Annotated in this window: 15 protein-coding genes; 6 read left to right on the plus strand and 9 right to left on the minus strand. The window is 60.1% G+C overall.

Going from position 1 to position 15,527, the window contains the following annotated elements; translation table 11 throughout:
* Positions 1–59 precede the first annotated feature (59 nt).
* Positions 60–2,345 (minus strand): TonB-dependent receptor, encoded by a 2,286-nt coding sequence (locus tag GIW48_RS00740; protein ID WP_236490665.1) that lies wholly within the window; start codon positions 2,343–2,345, stop codon positions 60–62.
* Positions 2,346–2,551: 206 nt separating this feature from the next.
* Between GIW48_RS00740 and GIW48_RS00745 the strand changes: the two genes are divergently transcribed.
* The 4 genes from GIW48_RS00745 to GIW48_RS00760 all read left to right on the plus strand — a co-directional run bounded on the left by GIW48_RS00745 (position 2,552) and on the right by GIW48_RS00760 (position 4,627).
* Positions 2,552–3,232 (plus strand): Fe2+-dependent dioxygenase, encoded by a 681-nt coding sequence (locus GIW48_RS00745; protein ID WP_176991552.1) that lies wholly within the window; start codon positions 2,552–2,554, stop codon positions 3,230–3,232.
* A 2-nt stretch (positions 3,233–3,234) separates the two neighbouring features.
* Positions 3,235–4,020, plus strand: coding sequence for a tetratricopeptide repeat protein (locus GIW48_RS00750; RefSeq protein ID WP_236460305.1), 786 nt, complete (start codon positions 3,235–3,237; stop codon positions 4,018–4,020).
* Between the two features lie 65 nt (positions 4,021–4,085).
* Positions 4,086–4,352: a CopG family ribbon-helix-helix protein gene (locus tag GIW48_RS00755; protein WP_017138296.1), complete on the plus strand. Its 267-nt coding sequence runs from the start codon at positions 4,086–4,088 to the stop codon at positions 4,350–4,352.
* Complete coding sequence (locus tag GIW48_RS00760) at positions 4,352–4,627, plus strand: type II toxin-antitoxin system RelE/ParE family toxin (protein WP_080593787.1); 276 nt, start codon at positions 4,352–4,354, stop codon at positions 4,625–4,627. The genes GIW48_RS00755 and GIW48_RS00760 overlap by 1 nt, the downstream gene beginning before the upstream one ends.
* A 59-nt stretch (positions 4,628–4,686) precedes the next feature.
* Here GIW48_RS00760 and GIW48_RS00765 read toward each other — a convergent pair whose 3' ends face one another.
* The 5 genes from GIW48_RS00765 to GIW48_RS00785 form a co-directional block, all read right to left on the minus strand.
* Positions 4,687–5,850: a type III PLP-dependent enzyme gene (locus GIW48_RS00765; RefSeq protein WP_017138295.1), complete on the minus strand. Its 1,164-nt coding sequence runs from the start codon at positions 5,848–5,850 to the stop codon at positions 4,687–4,689.
* A gap of 494 nt (positions 5,851–6,344) precedes the next feature.
* On the minus strand, positions 6,345–7,502 hold the full coding sequence (locus GIW48_RS00770) for an osmoprotectant ABC transporter ATP-binding protein OsmV (protein WP_017138294.1): 1,158 nt from the start codon (positions 7,500–7,502) through the stop codon (positions 6,345–6,347).
* On the minus strand, positions 7,499–8,152 hold the full coding sequence (locus GIW48_RS00775) for an ABC transporter permease (RefSeq protein WP_017138293.1): 654 nt from the start codon (positions 8,150–8,152) through the stop codon (positions 7,499–7,501). Before GIW48_RS00775 ends, GIW48_RS00770 begins: the two co-directional genes overlap by 4 nt.
* A gap of 11 nt (positions 8,153–8,163) precedes the next feature.
* On the minus strand, positions 8,164–9,060 hold the full coding sequence (locus GIW48_RS00780) for a glycine betaine ABC transporter substrate-binding protein (RefSeq protein WP_017138292.1): 897 nt from the start codon (positions 9,058–9,060) through the stop codon (positions 8,164–8,166).
* Positions 9,061–9,080: 20 nt separating this feature from the next.
* Entirely contained in the window at positions 9,081–9,797 is a 717-nt protein-coding gene (locus GIW48_RS00785; RefSeq protein ID WP_017138291.1) for an ABC transporter permease, read from the minus strand.
* A 332-nt stretch (positions 9,798–10,129) separates the two neighbouring features.
* Here GIW48_RS00785 and GIW48_RS00790 point away from each other — a divergent pair, with 332 nt between their 5' ends.
* Together GIW48_RS00790 and GIW48_RS00795 are read left to right on the plus strand one after the other, a co-directional pair.
* Positions 10,130–11,713, plus strand: coding sequence for a peptide chain release factor 3 (locus GIW48_RS00790; RefSeq protein ID WP_017138290.1), 1,584 nt, complete (start codon positions 10,130–10,132; stop codon positions 11,711–11,713).
* 470 nt (positions 11,714–12,183) lie between these two features.
* Positions 12,184–12,447, plus strand: coding sequence for a hypothetical protein (locus GIW48_RS00795; protein WP_017138289.1), 264 nt, complete (start codon positions 12,184–12,186; stop codon positions 12,445–12,447).
* A 215-nt stretch (positions 12,448–12,662) separates the two neighbouring features.
* On the opposite strand, the gene GIW48_RS00800 is transcribed toward GIW48_RS00795, so the two are convergent.
* Genes GIW48_RS00800 through GIW48_RS00810 form a run of 3 tightly spaced genes read right to left on the minus strand, consistent with a single transcriptional unit; the run spans position 12,663 to position 15,524 of the window.
* Positions 12,663–13,634 carry a peptide ABC transporter ATP-binding protein gene (locus GIW48_RS00800; protein WP_017138288.1) on the minus strand — a complete coding sequence of 324 codons (972 nt, stop codon included), beginning with the start codon at positions 13,632–13,634 and terminating at the stop codon, positions 12,663–12,665.
* On the minus strand, positions 13,634–14,602 hold the full coding sequence (locus GIW48_RS00805; RefSeq protein WP_017138287.1) for an ABC transporter ATP-binding protein: 969 nt from the start codon (positions 14,600–14,602) through the stop codon (positions 13,634–13,636). Before GIW48_RS00805 ends, GIW48_RS00800 begins: the two co-directional genes overlap by 1 nt.
* Positions 14,603–14,612: 10 nt before the next feature.
* Positions 14,613–15,524 (minus strand): ABC transporter permease subunit, encoded by a 912-nt coding sequence (locus GIW48_RS00810; protein ID WP_017138286.1) that lies wholly within the window; start codon positions 15,522–15,524, stop codon positions 14,613–14,615.
* Positions 15,525–15,527 lie beyond the last annotated feature (3 nt).

Consider the following 15,527-nt stretch of genomic DNA (forward strand, 5'->3'; position numbering starts at 1 on the left):
TACACGCAAAAGCCCCACGCATCCGATGCGTGGGGCTTTTGGCTGAACGTTGACCGGGTTTAGAAGTGGAAACTGGTGGTCAACAGCGCCGTACGCCCGGCGGCCTGGTTGGCAAAGTGCGCCGCGTAGGCTTTGTCGTAGTAGATCTTGTCGGTCAGGTTTTGCACGTTCAATTGCAGGTCGACGTTCTTGGTCAGCTTGTAGCTGGCCATCGCGTCGTAGCGGGTGTAAGCCGGCACGTACACGGTGTTGGCCGGGTCGCCATACACCTGATCGACGTAGAACGCGCCGCCGCCGATGGTCAGTTTTGGCGTGATGTCGTAAGTGGTCCACAGGCTGAAGGTGTTCTTCGGCGTGTTAGGCATTTGGTTGCCTTTGTTGGAGCCGGCCGACACTACGTTTTGACGGTTGCCGATCTTGCCTGGGTCGACCAGTTCGCTTTTCAGGTAGCTGTAGCCGGCAAACACTTGCCATTGATCGGTGAGCTTGCCGCTGGCCGACAGTTCCAGGCCATCGACACGGGATTCGCCGCCGTTTTCGAAGGTGTTGGAGTCCACCAGGATTCGTGTGTTTTTCTTCTCGGTACGGAACACTGCTGCCGTCAACGACAGGCGGTTGTGGAACAGGTCCCACTTGGTGCCCAACTCGTAGTTGACGGTCTCTTCGGGTTTCAGGTCGCTGGTGTTGATGCCGGTGACGAAACCATTGGTTTCTTGCCCTTCACCCACCAGCCCGCCGACCGGCTGCGCCGAGGTGGCATAGGAGGTGTAGATGCTACCGTTTTCCAGCGGCTTCCAGACCAGACCCGCCTGCCAGTTGAAGAACTGGCTGTCGTCCTTGAGCTTGCTGCGCCCGGCTACGGCGTTGGTATTGGCTTGGGTATCAAAGGTGTCGTAACGCACGCCGACGTTCAGCAGCCATTTCGGGTCCAGCTCGATGGTGTCGAACACATAGGCGGCGCGGCTGGTGGCCTTGGTGTTGGTGCCCAGGTAGTTGCGGGCTACGCTGCCGGTCCAGGCGTCATCCGGTGTCGGGTTGCTCAGCGAGGTGCACTGGCCGCCCAGGCTGCCTTTGGCCACGGTGCAGGTCGGGTTGCTGTTCGGGCTGACGGTGTAGCTGCTGACGCGGGTTTCTTCACCGGTGAATTCCAGGCCGGTGGAGTACGAGTGTTTCATGCCCGCCAGTTGGAAGTTGCCGAACAGATCAGTCTGGTTGGTGGTGGTGTCGGTGGTTGACACGCGGGTGTTGGCGCGGCGCCACACGGTGCCGAAACGGCTGACGTTGCGCTGGCTGTCATCCGGCTGAGTGAGTACGTAATCCTGGCCGGTGCTGCCATGGCGCAGGGTGTTTTTCAGGGTCATGTTGTCGTTCAGGTCGTGCTCGATGGAGAACGTGCTGATATCGGCGCGGGTCTTGCGGAAATCGCGGTCTTTCAAACCGTAGAAGTTGTTGCTGTCGCCGCCGTCGGTGGGTTTGTCATGCTCGTGGGCAGTGGCGGTCGGCGAGCTGTAGCCATACGGAATGCCCGAGTCCGGCAGGTCGTCGCTTTCCATGTGGTAGTAGCTGAAGTTGACGCGGGTCGGTGTGCCCAGGCCGAAAGTCAGCGACGGTGCCACCCCCCAGCGGTCGTAGTTGATGGTGTCGCGGCCGGCCACATTCTGCTCGTGGCTCATCAGGTTCAAACGGAACGCGGCGTTGTCGAGGAACTGACGGTTCACGTCGAGTACGAGGCGGCGGGTCTGGAGGGAGCCGTAAGTGAAACCGCCGTTGGTGAAGTCACGCGCCTGTGGCGTCTTGCTCACCAGGTTGATGCTGCCGCCGGCCGAGCCACGGCCGCCGAACGAGGAATTGGGGCCTTTGCTGACTTCGATCGACTCGATGTCGAAGATCTCGCGGCTCTGGCCGCCGGTGTCGCGCACGCCATCCAGGTAGGTGTCGCCCTGGGCGTCAAAACCACGGATGAACGGGCGGTCGCCCTGGGGGTTGCCGCCTTCGCCGGCGCCAAAGGTGATGCCCGGTACGGTGCGCAGCGCATCCTGCAGCGAGGTGGCAGCGGTGTCTTTCAACACTTGCTGCGGCACCACGGTGACCGAGCGCGGGGTGTCCACCAGTGGCGCGGTGTACTTTTGCGACGAGGCTTTTTCGACCTGGTAGGAGGTGTTGTCCTGTTCCTGGCCGGTAATGCTGGTGGCGCCGAGGGAGATGCTGTTGCGCTCGCCTTTTTGTTCGGTGCTTTCGGCCGCTTGCGCCAGTTGGGCGGCAGAGCTGGCACTGAGTGCAACGCCGATGGCCGAAGCCAGCATGCGCGGTGAACTGGCAGGTGTTTTTAGCGTAGTGCGCGACATATCGAGTCCTTTCCCCAAGGAGGTGAGGTCGCGGAATATAGGGTCAACAAGACTTTCTATCAATTGCGATACATTACTATTCGCACTGAATTTACATTCTTTACACTTTTGCCTTACGGTTTTTACCCACTCATTCGTCCGCCGCGTTTTACAGGGAAGATAAGAATCAATACCATTAGCGCCTCTCTGTTTTCAGGTATTGCCCCATGTTGCTGCATATTCCCGGCCTGTTCTCTCGCGAGGAGGTGCTGCGCATTCGCCAAGCCCTGGAAAACACTGAGTGGGCCGACGGTAAAATCACCGCCGGGCACCAATCCGCCAAGGCCAAGCACAACCTGCAATTGCCCGAAGGCCACCCGCTGGCCAAGGAAATCGGCGCGGCAATGCTGGAGCGTTTGTGGAACAACCCGCTGTTTATGTCGGCGGCACTACCGCACAAAGTCTTCCCGCCGTTGCTCAACTGCTACACGGCCGGTGGCAGTTTCGATTTTCACATCGACAATGCCGTGCGCCAGGCGCGCGGCAGCCACGAGCGGGTGCGCACGGATCTGTCGTCCACGCTGTTTTTCAGCGACCCGGAGGAATACGACGGTGGCGAACTGGAGATCCAGGACACCTTTGGCCTGCAACGGGTAAAACTGCCGGCGGGCGATATGGTGCTGTACCCCGGCTCCAGCCTGCACAAAGTCAACGCCGTGACCCGTGGCGCGCGCTATGCCTCGTTCTTCTGGACCCAAAGCCTGGTGCGCGAAGACAGCCAGCGCACGTTGCTGTTCGAAATGGACGGCGCTATCCAGCAACTGACCACGGACGTACCCGACCACCCGGCGCTGATCCAGCTCACCGGCACCTACCACAACCTGCTGCGCCGCTGGGTTGAGGTGTAAGCATGGGCTTTTTATTGCGCCGTGAAGAAGTGCTCAATGTCGAGCAACTGCAAAGCATGCTCGACGACTCCCCGGTGCGCGCCGCCCAGGCGATTTTGATGGCGGCCAAGGAAGGCGTGGTCGACGCTCAAGCGTTGCTCGGGCAAATCCTGCTGGAAGGGCGCGGCATTGCACGCGATGAAGCGCTGGCACTGCGCTGGTTCCAGATCGCGGCCCATGGCGGGCATTGGATGGCGCGCAATATGACCGGGCGTTGCCTGGAGCATGGTTGGGGTTGCGCCGTCGATGAAGCAGCGGCTGCGCGCAATTATCGTCTGGCGGCAGAAGCTGGATTGGATTGGGGGCAGTACAACTACGCCAACTTGCTGGCGACCGGCCGCGGTGTTGCGCAAGACCGAGCGCAAGCGTTGGCGTTCTACCGGCTGGCCGCAGAGCAGGGCCATGCCAAGTCGATGAACCTGCTGGGGCGTTATCTGGAAGACGGCCAGTATTGCCCTCAGGATCTGGATGCGGCCGTAGCATGGTATCGCCGTTCAGCCGAAGGCGGGGATTTTCGCGGGCAGTTCAGCTATGCGGCGGTGCTGGCTGATAGGGGCCAGATCGAGGAGGCGCTGGGTTGGCTGCGCCAAGCACTGGCTGGAGGGAACCTCAAGTTTTTGCGCACGGCGCACAAGGCGCTGTTAAATGCAGCGCAGCCGGAAATCCGGTCTTTGGCTAAAGATTTCGAGCAGCGAGTGGCTCAATTAAACGATGAGCGGCATGGGTTAGCAGTTGCTGCACCGCTCTAAATCACTATGATTGAAGCTGATTCAGATTTAATCATATGTTTCGCAATGCTGAGAAGAGAGGATTTATGGGCGCCGACACTAAAGTACTGACCGCTCACGTCCCCACCGCCTTGGCGCAAAAAGTCGATCAGATGGCGGCACGGATGGATCGTTCGCGGGGCTGGATCGTTAAGCAAGCGCTCGCCGATTGGGTCGATATGGAGGAAGCACGCAGCCGGCTGACACGAGAGGCCATGGCCGATGTCGATGCCGGTCGGGTGATTGATCAGCAAGCGGTTCAAGCCTGGGCGGATAGTTTAAGCACTGATTCGCCGCTGCCGGTACCTCGCTGATGGAGTTGAAGTGGACCAGTAAGGCCTTATCGGATCTGGCTCGACTTTTCGACTTCCTGGCCGTCGTAAATCGCATGGCGGCGGCGCGCACGGTGCAGTCACTTTCCCAAGCACCTTTGAGTTTGTTAAGTAACCCGCGCATCGGTGAACGCGTTGAAGAATTTGAACCGCGGGACGTAAGACGACTGTTGGTTGGTCATTACGAAATGCGCTACGAAATTCAAGAATCAACACTCTATATTTTGCGTTTATGGCACGTGCGCGAAGATCGTTGAAATGTGCAAGCCCGTAAAAAAACCCATGACATGTCATGGGTTTTTTGTGTGCAGCGTTCTTACACGTAGTAAGACTTCAGCGGCGGGAAGCCATTGAATTCAACCGCGCTGTAGCTGGTGGTGTAGGCACCGGTCGACAACCAGTACAAACGATCACCAATCGCCAGGTTCAGCGGCAGGCCGTACTTGTAGTTTTCGTACATGATGTCGGCGCTGTCGCAGGTCGGGCCGGCGATGACCACTTCTTCCATCTCGCCTTTCTTCTCGGTCCAGATCGGGAACTTGATGGCTTCGTCCATGGTTTCGATCAGGCCGGAGAATTTGCCCACATCCGTGTACACCCAGCGCTCGACGGCGGTGCGCGATTTACGTGCAACCAGTACCACTTCGCTGACCAGGATACCGGCGTTGGCGATCAACGAACGGCCCGGTTCCAGGATGATTTCCGGCAGGTCGTCGCCGAAATCTTCCTTGAGGAAGCGGATGATTTCTTCGGCATAGGTTTCCAGGCTGTTGGTACGGGTGATGTAGTTGGCCGGGAAGCCGCCGCCCATGTTGATCAGCTTGAGGTGGATGCCGTCTTCTTCCTTCAGGCGTTCGAAGATCACTTTGACCTTGGCGATGGCGGCATCCCACACGCTGATGTCGCGCTGTTGTGAGCCGACGTGGAAGGAGATGCCGTAAGGCACCAGGCCCAGGTCGCGGGCGAGGATCAGCAGGTCCATGGCCATGTCGGTCTGGCAGCCGAATTTGCGCGACAAAGGCCAGTCAGCCGTGGTCGAGCCTTCGGTGAGGATACGCACATACACTTTCGAACCCGGCGCGGCCTTGGCGATGTTGCGCAGGTCGGCTTCGGAGTCGGTGGAGAACAGGCGCACGCCTTTATCAAAGAAGTAGCGGATGTCCTTGGATTTCTTGATGGTGTTGCCGTAGCTGATACGGTCCGGGCTGACGCCACGGTCCATCACTTTATCCAGCTCGTAGATCGAGGCGATGTCGAAGCTCGAACCCTTGTCTTTCAACAGGTCGATGATCTCGACGGCCGGGTTGGCCTTGACCGCGTAATAGACTTTGGCGAATTCGAAACCGGCGCGCAGGTCATCGTAGGCCTGGCTGATCATCGCGGTGTCGATCACCACGAACGGGGTTTCTTGCTTGTCGGCGAACGCCTTCATTTTGTCAAAAGTGGCGCGCGCGAAATAATCTTCGACGTTGATCGACATGCTGGGAACTCCTAAGGGCAAACTGTAGTAATCAATGGGTGCAACTGAACGTCCTCCGTATCCCCACTTTGGTTCGCCTACTTCCCAAGGCATGTCGCCGAAAGCAAAAAGGCCATGGGATAACCGCGTCCCTTGGCCTTGCTGTCTCGTCGTCAGTACTTGAGCCGGATGGATCGTTTCCAGCATGGACGTTCGGCGCGAACTTTAGGACGTGAGGGGCCATAGATCAACTAAAAATGTCGCGTTTTTGCACGCGTTCGTCGCGGGACCCGGTGCAGCTACTTATGTAACCGACAGGTGTGACGGATTGATGTTCCCCCGGGAGTGTTATTTGAGGGGGATTTGGAGCGCTTTGTGGCGAGGGAGCTTGCTCCCGCTGGGGCGCGAAGCGGCCCCAAAATCAGTCAACCCCGTTTACCTGAAACTATTGAGTCGTCTGTTCTGGGGCTGCTGCGCAGCCCAACGGGAGCAAGCTCCCTCGCCACAGAAGTTAATCAGGCCAGCGCGGTCTCGGCCGGCGACACGATACTGGTCTTGCCCCCACGCGACTTACCGGAACTCAGGTACTCGGCAATCGATTCCTGGGTCACTTCACCGAGGAACACCCGCTCAGCGTCCATCACCGGCAACCACGAACGGTTGAACTCGTACATACGCGACAGCAGGATGCGCAAATGCTCGTCATACGCCGCCGTGGCATTGAACTCGCGCAGGTACTGCCCGCAGGTACCGGTCTGACGGTGCAGGTCGCGACGTCGTACATACCCCAGCGCCTTGTTCTCGGCGCAGGTGACCACCACATAACGGCGGTCAGTTTCATCCATCAGCTCCAGCGCATCCGCCACCGGAGTTTCCGGGCTCACCGACGGGGCGTTGTCGGCTGCATCTTCGGCTTTGACCAGCAGCAGGCGCTTGAGGGTGCTGTCCTGGCCGACGAAGTTGCTGACGAACTCGTCAGCCGGATGCGCCAGCAAGGTGTCCGGATGGTCGATCTGCAGCAGCTTGCCGGCGCGGAAGATCGCAATCTTGTCGCCCAGCTTGATGGCTTCATCGATGTCGTGGCTGACCATGATCACGGTCTTGTTCAGCGCCCGTTGCATCTCGAAAAACTCGTTCTGGATCATCTCGCGGTTGATCGGGTCGACCGCACCGAACGGTTCGTCCATCAGCAGCAACGGTGCATCGGCCGCCAACGCGCGGATCACACCGATCCGCTGTTGCTGGCCACCCGACAGTTCACGCGGGTAACGGTGCAGGTACTGCTTGGGTTCCAGCTTGATCATGCTCATCAATTCGCGGGCACGGTCGTGGCATTTCTGCTTGTCCCAGCCGAGCAGCTTGGGCACGACCACGATGTTTTCCTCGATGGTCATGTTCGGGAACAGGCCGATCTGCTGGATGACATAGCCGATGTTGCGACGCAGGGTCACTTCGTCGAGGTCGGTGGTGTCCTCGCCGTTGATCAGAATCTTGCCCGAGGTGGGCTTGATCAAGCGGTTGATCATTTTCAGCGTGGTGCTCTTGCCGCAGCCCGACGGGCCGAGGAATACGCAAATTTCGCCTTCGTTGACGGTCAGGCTTACGTCGTTCACGGCGGAGACAGTCTTGCCGTTGCTTTGAAAAGTCTTGGTCAGGTTTTGAAGTTCGATCATTTGAGCAGTCCTTTTGGAGTCAGCGAGCGTTGCAGCCATTGCAGAAGCAGGTCGGCGAAGATGGCCAGGAGACTGACCAGCACGGCGCCCACGATCAGCATCGACATGTCGCTGCGGCTGATGGAAGCCAGAATAAGTACACCCAGGCCACCGGCGCCGATGGTGGCGGCGATGGTCATTACACCAATGTTCATCACCACGGCGGTGCGCACACCGGCGAGGATCACCGGCACGGCAATCGGCAGTTCGACCATGCGCAGGCGCTGGCCGAAGGTCATGCCGATGCCTTTGGCGGCTTCGCGAATACCCGGCTCCACGCCCGTGAGGGCGAGGTAGGTGTTACGCATGATCGGCAGCAGTGAGTAGAGGAACACCGCGGTAATCGCCGGCATCGGCCCCAGGCCCTGGCCGAACTTGGAGTAGAACGGCAGCAGCAGGCCGAACAGCGCGATGGACGGCACGGTCAGCAGCACCGTGGCGCTGGCTTGCAGCGGGCCGGCCAGGGTCGGGAAGCGGGTCATCAGCACGCCGAGGGGCACGCCGACGACAATCGCGAGAATGACCGCAATGCCGACCAGGGTGATGTGCTGCCAGGTCAGTTGCAGGACAAGTGCCCAATCAAGATGGGAAAAGGCGTTCAGGAATTCCATGTCTTCTCCTCTTATTGGCTGATGGGATGTTGGCGCAGAAAATCTGCGGCCACGGCGGATGGGCTTTCATGGTCGACGTCGACCCGTGCGTTCAACTGGCGCATGGTGGCGTCGTCAAACAGCGCAGCCAGCGGCTTCAGGTCGGCGGCCAATTGTGGGTGGGCGTCGAGATAAACCTGACGCACCACGGGCGCTGCGGTGTAGTCCGGGAAGTAGTGCTTGTCGTCTTCCAGCAGCTTCAATTTGAAGGCGTTCAGGCGACCGTCGGTGGTGTAGACCAACCCGGCAAACACCTGGCCATTACGCAGCGCGGTGTAGACCAGGCCGGCGTCCATCTGCCGAGTGTTTTTACGCGTGAGGTTCATGTCATACAGCTTGACCATGCCGGCCATGCCGTCGGAACGGTTGGCGAACTCGGTGTCCAGGGCTACCAGGCGGTTTTCCTTGGTTTTTTCCGCCAGGGCTTGGGTCAGGTCGCTGATGCTATTGACCTGCGGGAACTCCTTAGCCACGTTCTCCGGCAATGCCAGGGCGTAGGTGTTGCTGAATTTCGACGGCGACAGCCAGACCAGGCCTTTTTTCGCGTCGAGTTCTTTCACCCGAGCGTAAGACTGTTCGCTGTCGAGCTTCTCGTCGATATGGTTGTAAGCCACCAGCGACACGCCGGTGTACTCCCAAATTAAATCAAGCTGCCCGCTTTCCTGGGCACTGCGCGCCAGGTTACTGCCCAGGCCGCCGGTCACACGGGTGTCGTAGCCCTTGGTGCGCAGGTACTGGGAAGTGATTTCGGCGAGCAGGGTCTGTTCGGTGAACACCCGGGCGCCGATGCGAATCACCGGTTTTTCGGCGGCTTGCGCAATGCCTGCAAACAGCAGGACGCAGCTCAATATCAAAGTCAGTTTTTTCATGTGATTTCCTTTGCCAAGCCTTAAGACGCACGCACTCCGCGTTCCAGCCAGAGGCGGCTGGCCATGGTCACCAGACCGTCGAGCAGCAATGCCAGCAGCGCGGTGCACGCGGCGCCGAGCAGCAGTTGCGGCTGATTGTTCAGGGCGATGCCGGGGAAAATCAGGCTGCCCAGGCTGTTGGCGCCAATCAGGAACGCCAGCGGGGCGGTGCCGACGTTGATCGCCAGGGCCACGCGCACACCGCCGATGATGATCGGCACGGCGTTGGGCAGTTCCACGCGAAACAGCACCTGGCGCGGCGTCATGCCGATGCCGGTGGCGGCTTCTTTGAGTGAGCCTTGAACGTTTTTGAGGCCTTCGTAGGTGTTGCGCACAATGGGCAGCAACGAGGCGAGGAACAACGCGAAGATGGCCGGGCCGCTGCCGATGCCGAGGACGCCGAGGGCGATGGCCAGTACGGCCAGGGGAGGGACGGTGTTGCCGATGTTGAAGATCTGCATGAAGCGTTCTGCGCGCCCGACCATGTTCGGTCGGCTGAGCAGGATGCCGGCGGGGATGCCCACAACGAGGGCGGCCAGCATGGAGACTAGAACGAGGATCAGGTGTGCTTGCAGGTAAAACAACAAATCGTCGCGGTACAGTTCGATCGTGTTGATGCCGATCCAGTGGACCAGCAGGGCCAGGAGTGCGACGACAACCGCACCTCCTATCAGCCCTTTGCCATAGCGAATAGCCACAGGCGGACTCCTTTTTTTCTTTTGTCGGCGAACACATTCTCCGGCGGCAATGCCATTGCTGGCTGCCTTCGAATGTGTTCGCGAAAAGCAGCTCGCCGATACCGGCAACGCGGTATGCGATCGAGCCATGAGCGCAGCCTCGTCAGGCTAACTTGCTGATTTTTCAGCCCCTGTTCCGAGTGCGGTAGCAGGGGAGTGGACGTCTCTACCTTTTAAAAGGTTCCATACTTGGCAGCATTTAGCCACCCCCAATCGGGTGAACGGTGGTCCGGCGCCTGGGGTTTGCGCTATACTCGCCGCCCTTTTTTGACTCACCTGCCAGGCGATTTCCCATGACCCACCAGGCCGCCGAAGTCGCGAAACGCCGCACTTTCGCCATTATTTCCCACCCCGATGCCGGTAAAACCACCATCACCGAGAAGCTGTTGCTGATGGGCAAGGCAATCGCTGTGGCCGGCACGGTGAAATCCCGCAAATCCGACCGCCATGCGACATCCGACTGGATGGAAATGGAAAAACAACGGGGTATTTCCATTACCACGTCGGTCATGCAGTTCCCGTATCGCGACCACATGGTCAACCTGCTCGACACCCCCGGCCACGAAGACTTCTCCGAAGACACCTACCGCACCCTGACCGCGGTGGACTCGGCCTTGATGGTTCTCGATGGCGGTAAGGGCGTTGAGCCACGGACCATCGCGCTGATGGACGTGTGCCGCCTGCGTGACACGCCCATCGTCAGCTTCATCAACAAACTCGACCGCGACATTCGCGACCCGATCGAGTTGCTGGATGAAATCGAAGCCGTCCTGAAGATCAAGGCCGCGCCGATCACCTGGCCGATTGGTTGCTACCGCGACTTCAAGGGTGTGTACCACCTGGCCGACGACTACATCATTGTCTACACCGCCGGCCACGGTCACGAACGCACCGAAACCAAGATCATCGAGAAGCTCGACTCGGACGAAGCCCGCGCCCACCTGGGTGACGAGTACGATCGTTTTGTCGACCAGCTGGAACTGGTGCAGGGCGCCTGCCACGAGTTCAACCAGCAGGAATTCCTCGACGGCCAGCTGACGCCGGTGTTCTTCGGTACTGCACTGGGCAACTTCGGTGTCGACCACGTGCTCGACGCCGTGGTGGATTGGGCGCCGAAACCCCTGGCCCGGGTTGCCAACGAGCGCACCGTGGAACCGGTCGAAGAGAAATTCACCGGCTTCGTGTTCAAGATCCAGGCGAACATGGACCCCAAACACCGCGACCGGATCGCCTTCATGCGCATCTGCTCCGGCAAATACGAAAAAGGCATGAAGATGCGCCACGTGCGCACCGGCAAGGACGTGCGCATCGGCGACGCCCTGACATTCTTCTCCTCCGAGCGTGAACAGCTGGAAGAGGCGTTTGCCGGCGACATTATCGGCCTGCACAACCACGGCACCATCCAGATCGGCGACACCTTCACCGAAGGCGAAGCCCTGGGCTTCACCGGCATCCCGCACTTCGCCCCGGAACTGTTCCGCCGCGTACGCCTGCGTGACCCGCTCAAATCCAAGCAACTGCGCCAAGGCCTGCAGCAGCTGGCGGAAGAGGGTGCCACCCAAGTGTTCTTCCCCGAGCGCAGCAACGACATCATCCTCGGCGCCGTCGGTGTGCTGCAGTTCGATGTGGTCGCCAGCCGCTTGAAAGAGGAATACAAGGTCGAATGCTCCTACGAGCCAATCACCGTGTACTCCGCGCGCTGGATCGATTGCAGCGATAAGAAGAAGCTGGAAGAGTTCTCCAACAAGGCCGTAGAAAACCTGGCGATCGACGGCGGTGGCCACCTGACCTACCTGGCACCGACGCGGGTCAACCTGGCGCTGATGGAAGAGCGCTGGCCGGATGTGAAATTCCGGGCGACGCGCGAACACCACTAAGGTCTGTGCGGTACACCAAAGGGCGAAGCTGTCATGGCTTCGCCCTTTTTTGTGTGCGCGACGCTGGTCCATTGTGGGAGCTGGCTTGCCTGCGATGGCGGTCTGTCAGTAACCCTATCAGTGGCTGGCCCACCGCTATCGCAGGCAAGCCAGCTCCCACATTTTGATCTTCATCTGTCCGGGCCATTGGCGCGAATCCCGCATCCGGTCTAGCGTTTTCAAATACTTCACCCACTCACCGACGGATCCGGAGGCGACCTTGCGTATAACTCAACGTGCCGTCCAGCTGATGCTGCTGGCAGCCCCAGGCTCAGCCCGCGCCCAAGGAATATCAAGAAAACCCCTACAATGACGGTGAGGACAGGATACGTGAGGCCTGATTGGCATAAACCCGAGAACGGAACTAGCTTCATTCACAGCGCCGGTCGAACGCTGGCGCACGTGTTTCACTGACTGGACGGAAATCGACCATGACTATCTTTCAACGTTTGGTGCTGTTGCTGAAAGTGTTGGTGATGTTATCGCTGGGCGCTTCTTCGGCGTGGGCCAGTACGGCTGTGCAGAGCCAGGCCCCAGGCTATGTGGCGGCGAAGACGGCGCAGGTGGGTGGTTTGCAGTTGGCCAAGAGCGAGTCTGAGGCCGGTGATGAAGACCAGGGCGGCTCAAAGGATGATGATGACCAGCAAGCGCCGCCAGATGACGATGACAACTCTGAAGGTGACAGCGATACCTGAGTCGAGATGAAAAAAAGCCCCGCCTGCCGGACTGATGCGCAATCCGACGGGTGGGGCGGTAGAACTCCTCTAAGTCGATCGTTCCCACGCTCCGCGTGGGAATGCATCCTGTGACGCTCTGCGTCACGCCTTAATCGAGCGACGGGACGCAGAGCGTCCTGGGCGGCGTTCCCACGCAGAGCGTGGGAACGATCCACTGTCTCGCCCTACAAGGCTTAAGCCACAAACTGCTCCGCATAGTGGCAAGCCACCTGACGGTTATCCAACGCTCGCAACTGCGGCTCCTCACTGCTGCACCGCGCCGTGGCATACGGGCAACGCTTGTGGAAAGCGCAGCCAGGCGGCGGGTTCAGCGGGTTGGGCAGTTCGCCGACGATCTTGATCTTCGGCTTGTTCGGGTCCGGGTGGATGGTCGGGGTGGCCGACAGCAGCGCCTGGGTATAGGGGTGCAGCGGGCGCGCGTAGATGTCTTCCTTGGGGCCGACTTCCACGGGGCGGCCGAGGTACATCACCATCACGTCGTCGGCGACGTGTTGCACCACCGCCAGGTTGTGGGAGATGAACACGTAGGCGGTGTTGAATTCCTGCTGCAGGTCCATGAACAGGTTGAGTACCTGGGCCTGGATCGACACGTCCAGCGCCGAGGTCGGCTCATCCGCCACCAGCACTTTAGGCTGCAACATCATGGCGCGAGCCAGGGCGATGCGCTGGCGCTGGCCACCGGAGAACATGTGCGGGTAGCGCTGATAATGCTCAGGGCGCAGGCCCACTTGCTTCATCATGGCCTGCACTTTCTCGCGGCGTTCGGCGGCGGACAGGTTGGTATTGATCAGCAGCGGCTCGCCGAGCTGGTCACCGACCTTCTGGCGCGGGTTCAACGAGGCGTACGGGCTCTGGAACACCATCTGCACGTCTTTGCGCAATTGCTTGCGCTGGGCCTTGTCGGCGCCGGCGACTTCCTGGCCGGCGATTTTCAAGGAGCCGGACGACGGCTCTTCAATCAGCGTGAGCGCACGGGCCAGGGTGGATTTGCCGCAACCCGACTCGCCTACCACGGCGAGGGTCTTGCCGGCTTCCAGTTCAAACGACACACCATTAAGCGCGCGCACCAGTGCATGGCCCTTGAACAGGCCACGGGACACTTCGTAGTGACGGGTGAGGTCGCGGGCGGTAAGAACGACGGCCATTACGCCACCTCCTGGTTCAAGGGGTAGAAGCAGCGCGCGAGGCTGTTGCTTTTCGGGTCAAGGCCGGGGCGCTGGGCACGGCAGGATTCCTGCACATACGGGCAGCGTGGCGACAGCAGGCAACCCTGCGGGCGGTCATAACGACCAGGCACGATACCCGGCAGCGTGGCCAGGCGCGTGGCGCCCAGGCTGTGCTCGGGAATGGCCTTGAGCAGTGCTTCGCTGTACGGGTGCGCCGGAATGTCGAACAGTTGCGGCACCTGGCCGACTTCCACGGCCTGGCCGGCGTACATCACGCACACGCGCTGGGCGGTTTCAGCCACGACCGCGAGGTCGTGAGTGATCAGCACCAGGCCCATGTTCTGCTCTTTTTGCAGGGCCAGCAGCAGTTCCATGATCTGCGCCTGGATGGTCACGTCCAATGCCGTGGTCGGCTCATCGGCGATCAGCAGCTTCGGCTCGCCGGCAATCGCCATGGCGATTGCCACGCGCTGGCTCATACCGCCGGACAGTTGATGCGGGTAAGCATCCATACGGCTGGCGGCGCCTGGGATTTCTACCTTTTCGAGCAGTTCGATAGCGCGTTTGCGGGCTTGCTTGCCGGACATTTTCAGGTGCAGGCGCAGCACTTCTTCGATCTGGAAACCCACGGTGTAGCTGGGGTTCAGCGCGGTCATCGGGTCCTGGAACACCATCGCCAGGTCTTTGCCGACGATCTGGCGACGCTGGCGGTTGCTCAGCTTGAGCATGTCCTTGCCGTCAAAGTTCAGCGCGTCGGCAGTAACGATACCGGGGTGCTCGATCAGGCCCATCAGCGCCATCATGGTCACGGATTTACCCGAGCCCGACTCGCCAACGATCGCCAGTACTTCGCCTTTGTCGACGGAAATGTCGAGGCCATCGACCACCGGCACGGCGGTCTTGTCGCCGAAGCGCACGTTGAGATTCTTGATTTCTAACAGTGACATGGGAATCTCCTCAGGCGGCGTTCTTGAGTTTCGGGTCCAGCGCATCGCGCAGGCCGTCACCCATCAAGTTGATTGCCAGCACGCTGAGCAAAATGGTCAAACCAGGCAAGCTCACCACCCACCAGGCGCGTTCGATGTAGTCACGGGCCGAAGCCAGCATGGTGCCCCACTCAGGGGTTGGCGGTTGTACGCCCAGGCCCAGGAAGCCCAGGGCGGCAGCATCGAGGATCGCCGAGGAGAAGCTCAAGGTGGCCTGTACGATCAGCGGCGCCATGCAGTTGGGCAGCACGGTGATGAACATCAGGCGTGGCAGGCCGGCGCCGGCGAGGCGGGCGGCAGTCACGTAGTCGCGGTTCAGTTCGCCCATTACCGCAGCGCGGGTCAGACGGACATAAGACGGCAGCGACACGATAGCGATGGCGATGACGGTGTTGATCAGGCCAGGGCCGAGGATTGCGACGATGGCAACAGCCAGCAGCAGCGATGGCAGGGCCAGCATGATGTCCATCAAGCGCATGATGGTCGGGCCAAGCACGCGTGGGAAGAAACCGGCGAACAGGCCCAGCAGGATGCCCGGGATCAGCGACATCACCACCGACGACAAGCCGATCAGCAACGACAGGCGCGAACCCTGGATCAGCCGCGAGAGCAGGTCACGGCCCAGCTCGTCAGTACCCAACAGGAACTGTATTTGCCCACCTTCCAGCCAGGCCGGTGGGGTGAGCAGGAAGTCGCGGTATTGCTCGCTGGGGTTATGTGGCGCAACCCACGGGGCGAAAATCGCGCAGAACACGATCAGCAACATAAACAGCAGGCCGGCAACCGCGCCTTTGTTTTTGGAAAAGGCTTGCCAGAATTCTTTATACGGGGACGGGTACAGCAGGCTTTGATCGACTGCTACCGCTTGAGTAGGTGTGCTCATGGT

It is taken from the genome of Pseudomonas sp. PA-6-3C (assembly GCF_021605825.1).
Classification (GTDB): Bacteria; Pseudomonadota; Gammaproteobacteria; order Pseudomonadales; family Pseudomonadaceae; genus Aquipseudomonas; species Aquipseudomonas edaphica.

Bases quoted from the DNA above. Each gene is read 5' to 3' on its own strand.
- GIW48_RS00740 (WP_236490665.1), bottom strand. From the start codon at position 2,345: ATGTCGCGCACTACGCTAAAAACACCTGCCAGTTCACCGCGCATGCTG.
- GIW48_RS00745 (WP_176991552.1), top strand. From the start codon at position 2,552: ATGTTGCTGCATATTCCCGGCCTGTTCTCTCGCGAGGAGGTGCTGCGC.
- GIW48_RS00750 (WP_236460305.1), top strand. From the start codon at position 3,235: ATGGGCTTTTTATTGCGCCGTGAAGAAGTGCTCAATGTCGAGCAACTG.
- GIW48_RS00755 (WP_017138296.1), top strand. From the start codon at position 4,086: ATGGGCGCCGACACTAAAGTACTGACCGCTCACGTCCCCACCGCCTTG.
- GIW48_RS00760 (WP_080593787.1), top strand. From the start codon at position 4,352: ATGGAGTTGAAGTGGACCAGTAAGGCCTTATCGGATCTGGCTCGACTT.
- GIW48_RS00765 (WP_017138295.1), bottom strand. From the start codon at position 5,850: ATGTCGATCAACGTCGAAGATTATTTCGCGCGCGCCACTTTTGACAAA.
- GIW48_RS00770 (WP_017138294.1), bottom strand. From the start codon at position 7,502: ATGATCGAACTTCAAAACCTGACCAAGACTTTTCAAAGCAACGGCAAG.
- GIW48_RS00775 (WP_017138293.1), bottom strand. From the start codon at position 8,152: ATGGAATTCCTGAACGCCTTTTCCCATCTTGATTGGGCACTTGTCCTG.
- GIW48_RS00780 (WP_017138292.1), bottom strand. From the start codon at position 9,060: ATGAAAAAACTGACTTTGATATTGAGCTGCGTCCTGCTGTTTGCAGGC.
- GIW48_RS00790 (WP_017138290.1), top strand. From the start codon at position 10,130: ATGACCCACCAGGCCGCCGAAGTCGCGAAACGCCGCACTTTCGCCATT.
- GIW48_RS00795 (WP_017138289.1), top strand. From the start codon at position 12,184: ATGACTATCTTTCAACGTTTGGTGCTGTTGCTGAAAGTGTTGGTGATG.
- GIW48_RS00800 (WP_017138288.1), bottom strand. From the start codon at position 13,634: ATGGCCGTCGTTCTTACCGCCCGCGACCTCACCCGTCACTACGAAGTG.
- GIW48_RS00805 (WP_017138287.1), bottom strand. From the start codon at position 14,602: ATGTCACTGTTAGAAATCAAGAATCTCAACGTGCGCTTCGGCGACAAG.
- GIW48_RS00810 (WP_017138286.1), bottom strand. From the start codon at position 15,524: ATGAGCACACCTACTCAAGCGGTAGCAGTCGATCAAAGCCTGCTGTAC.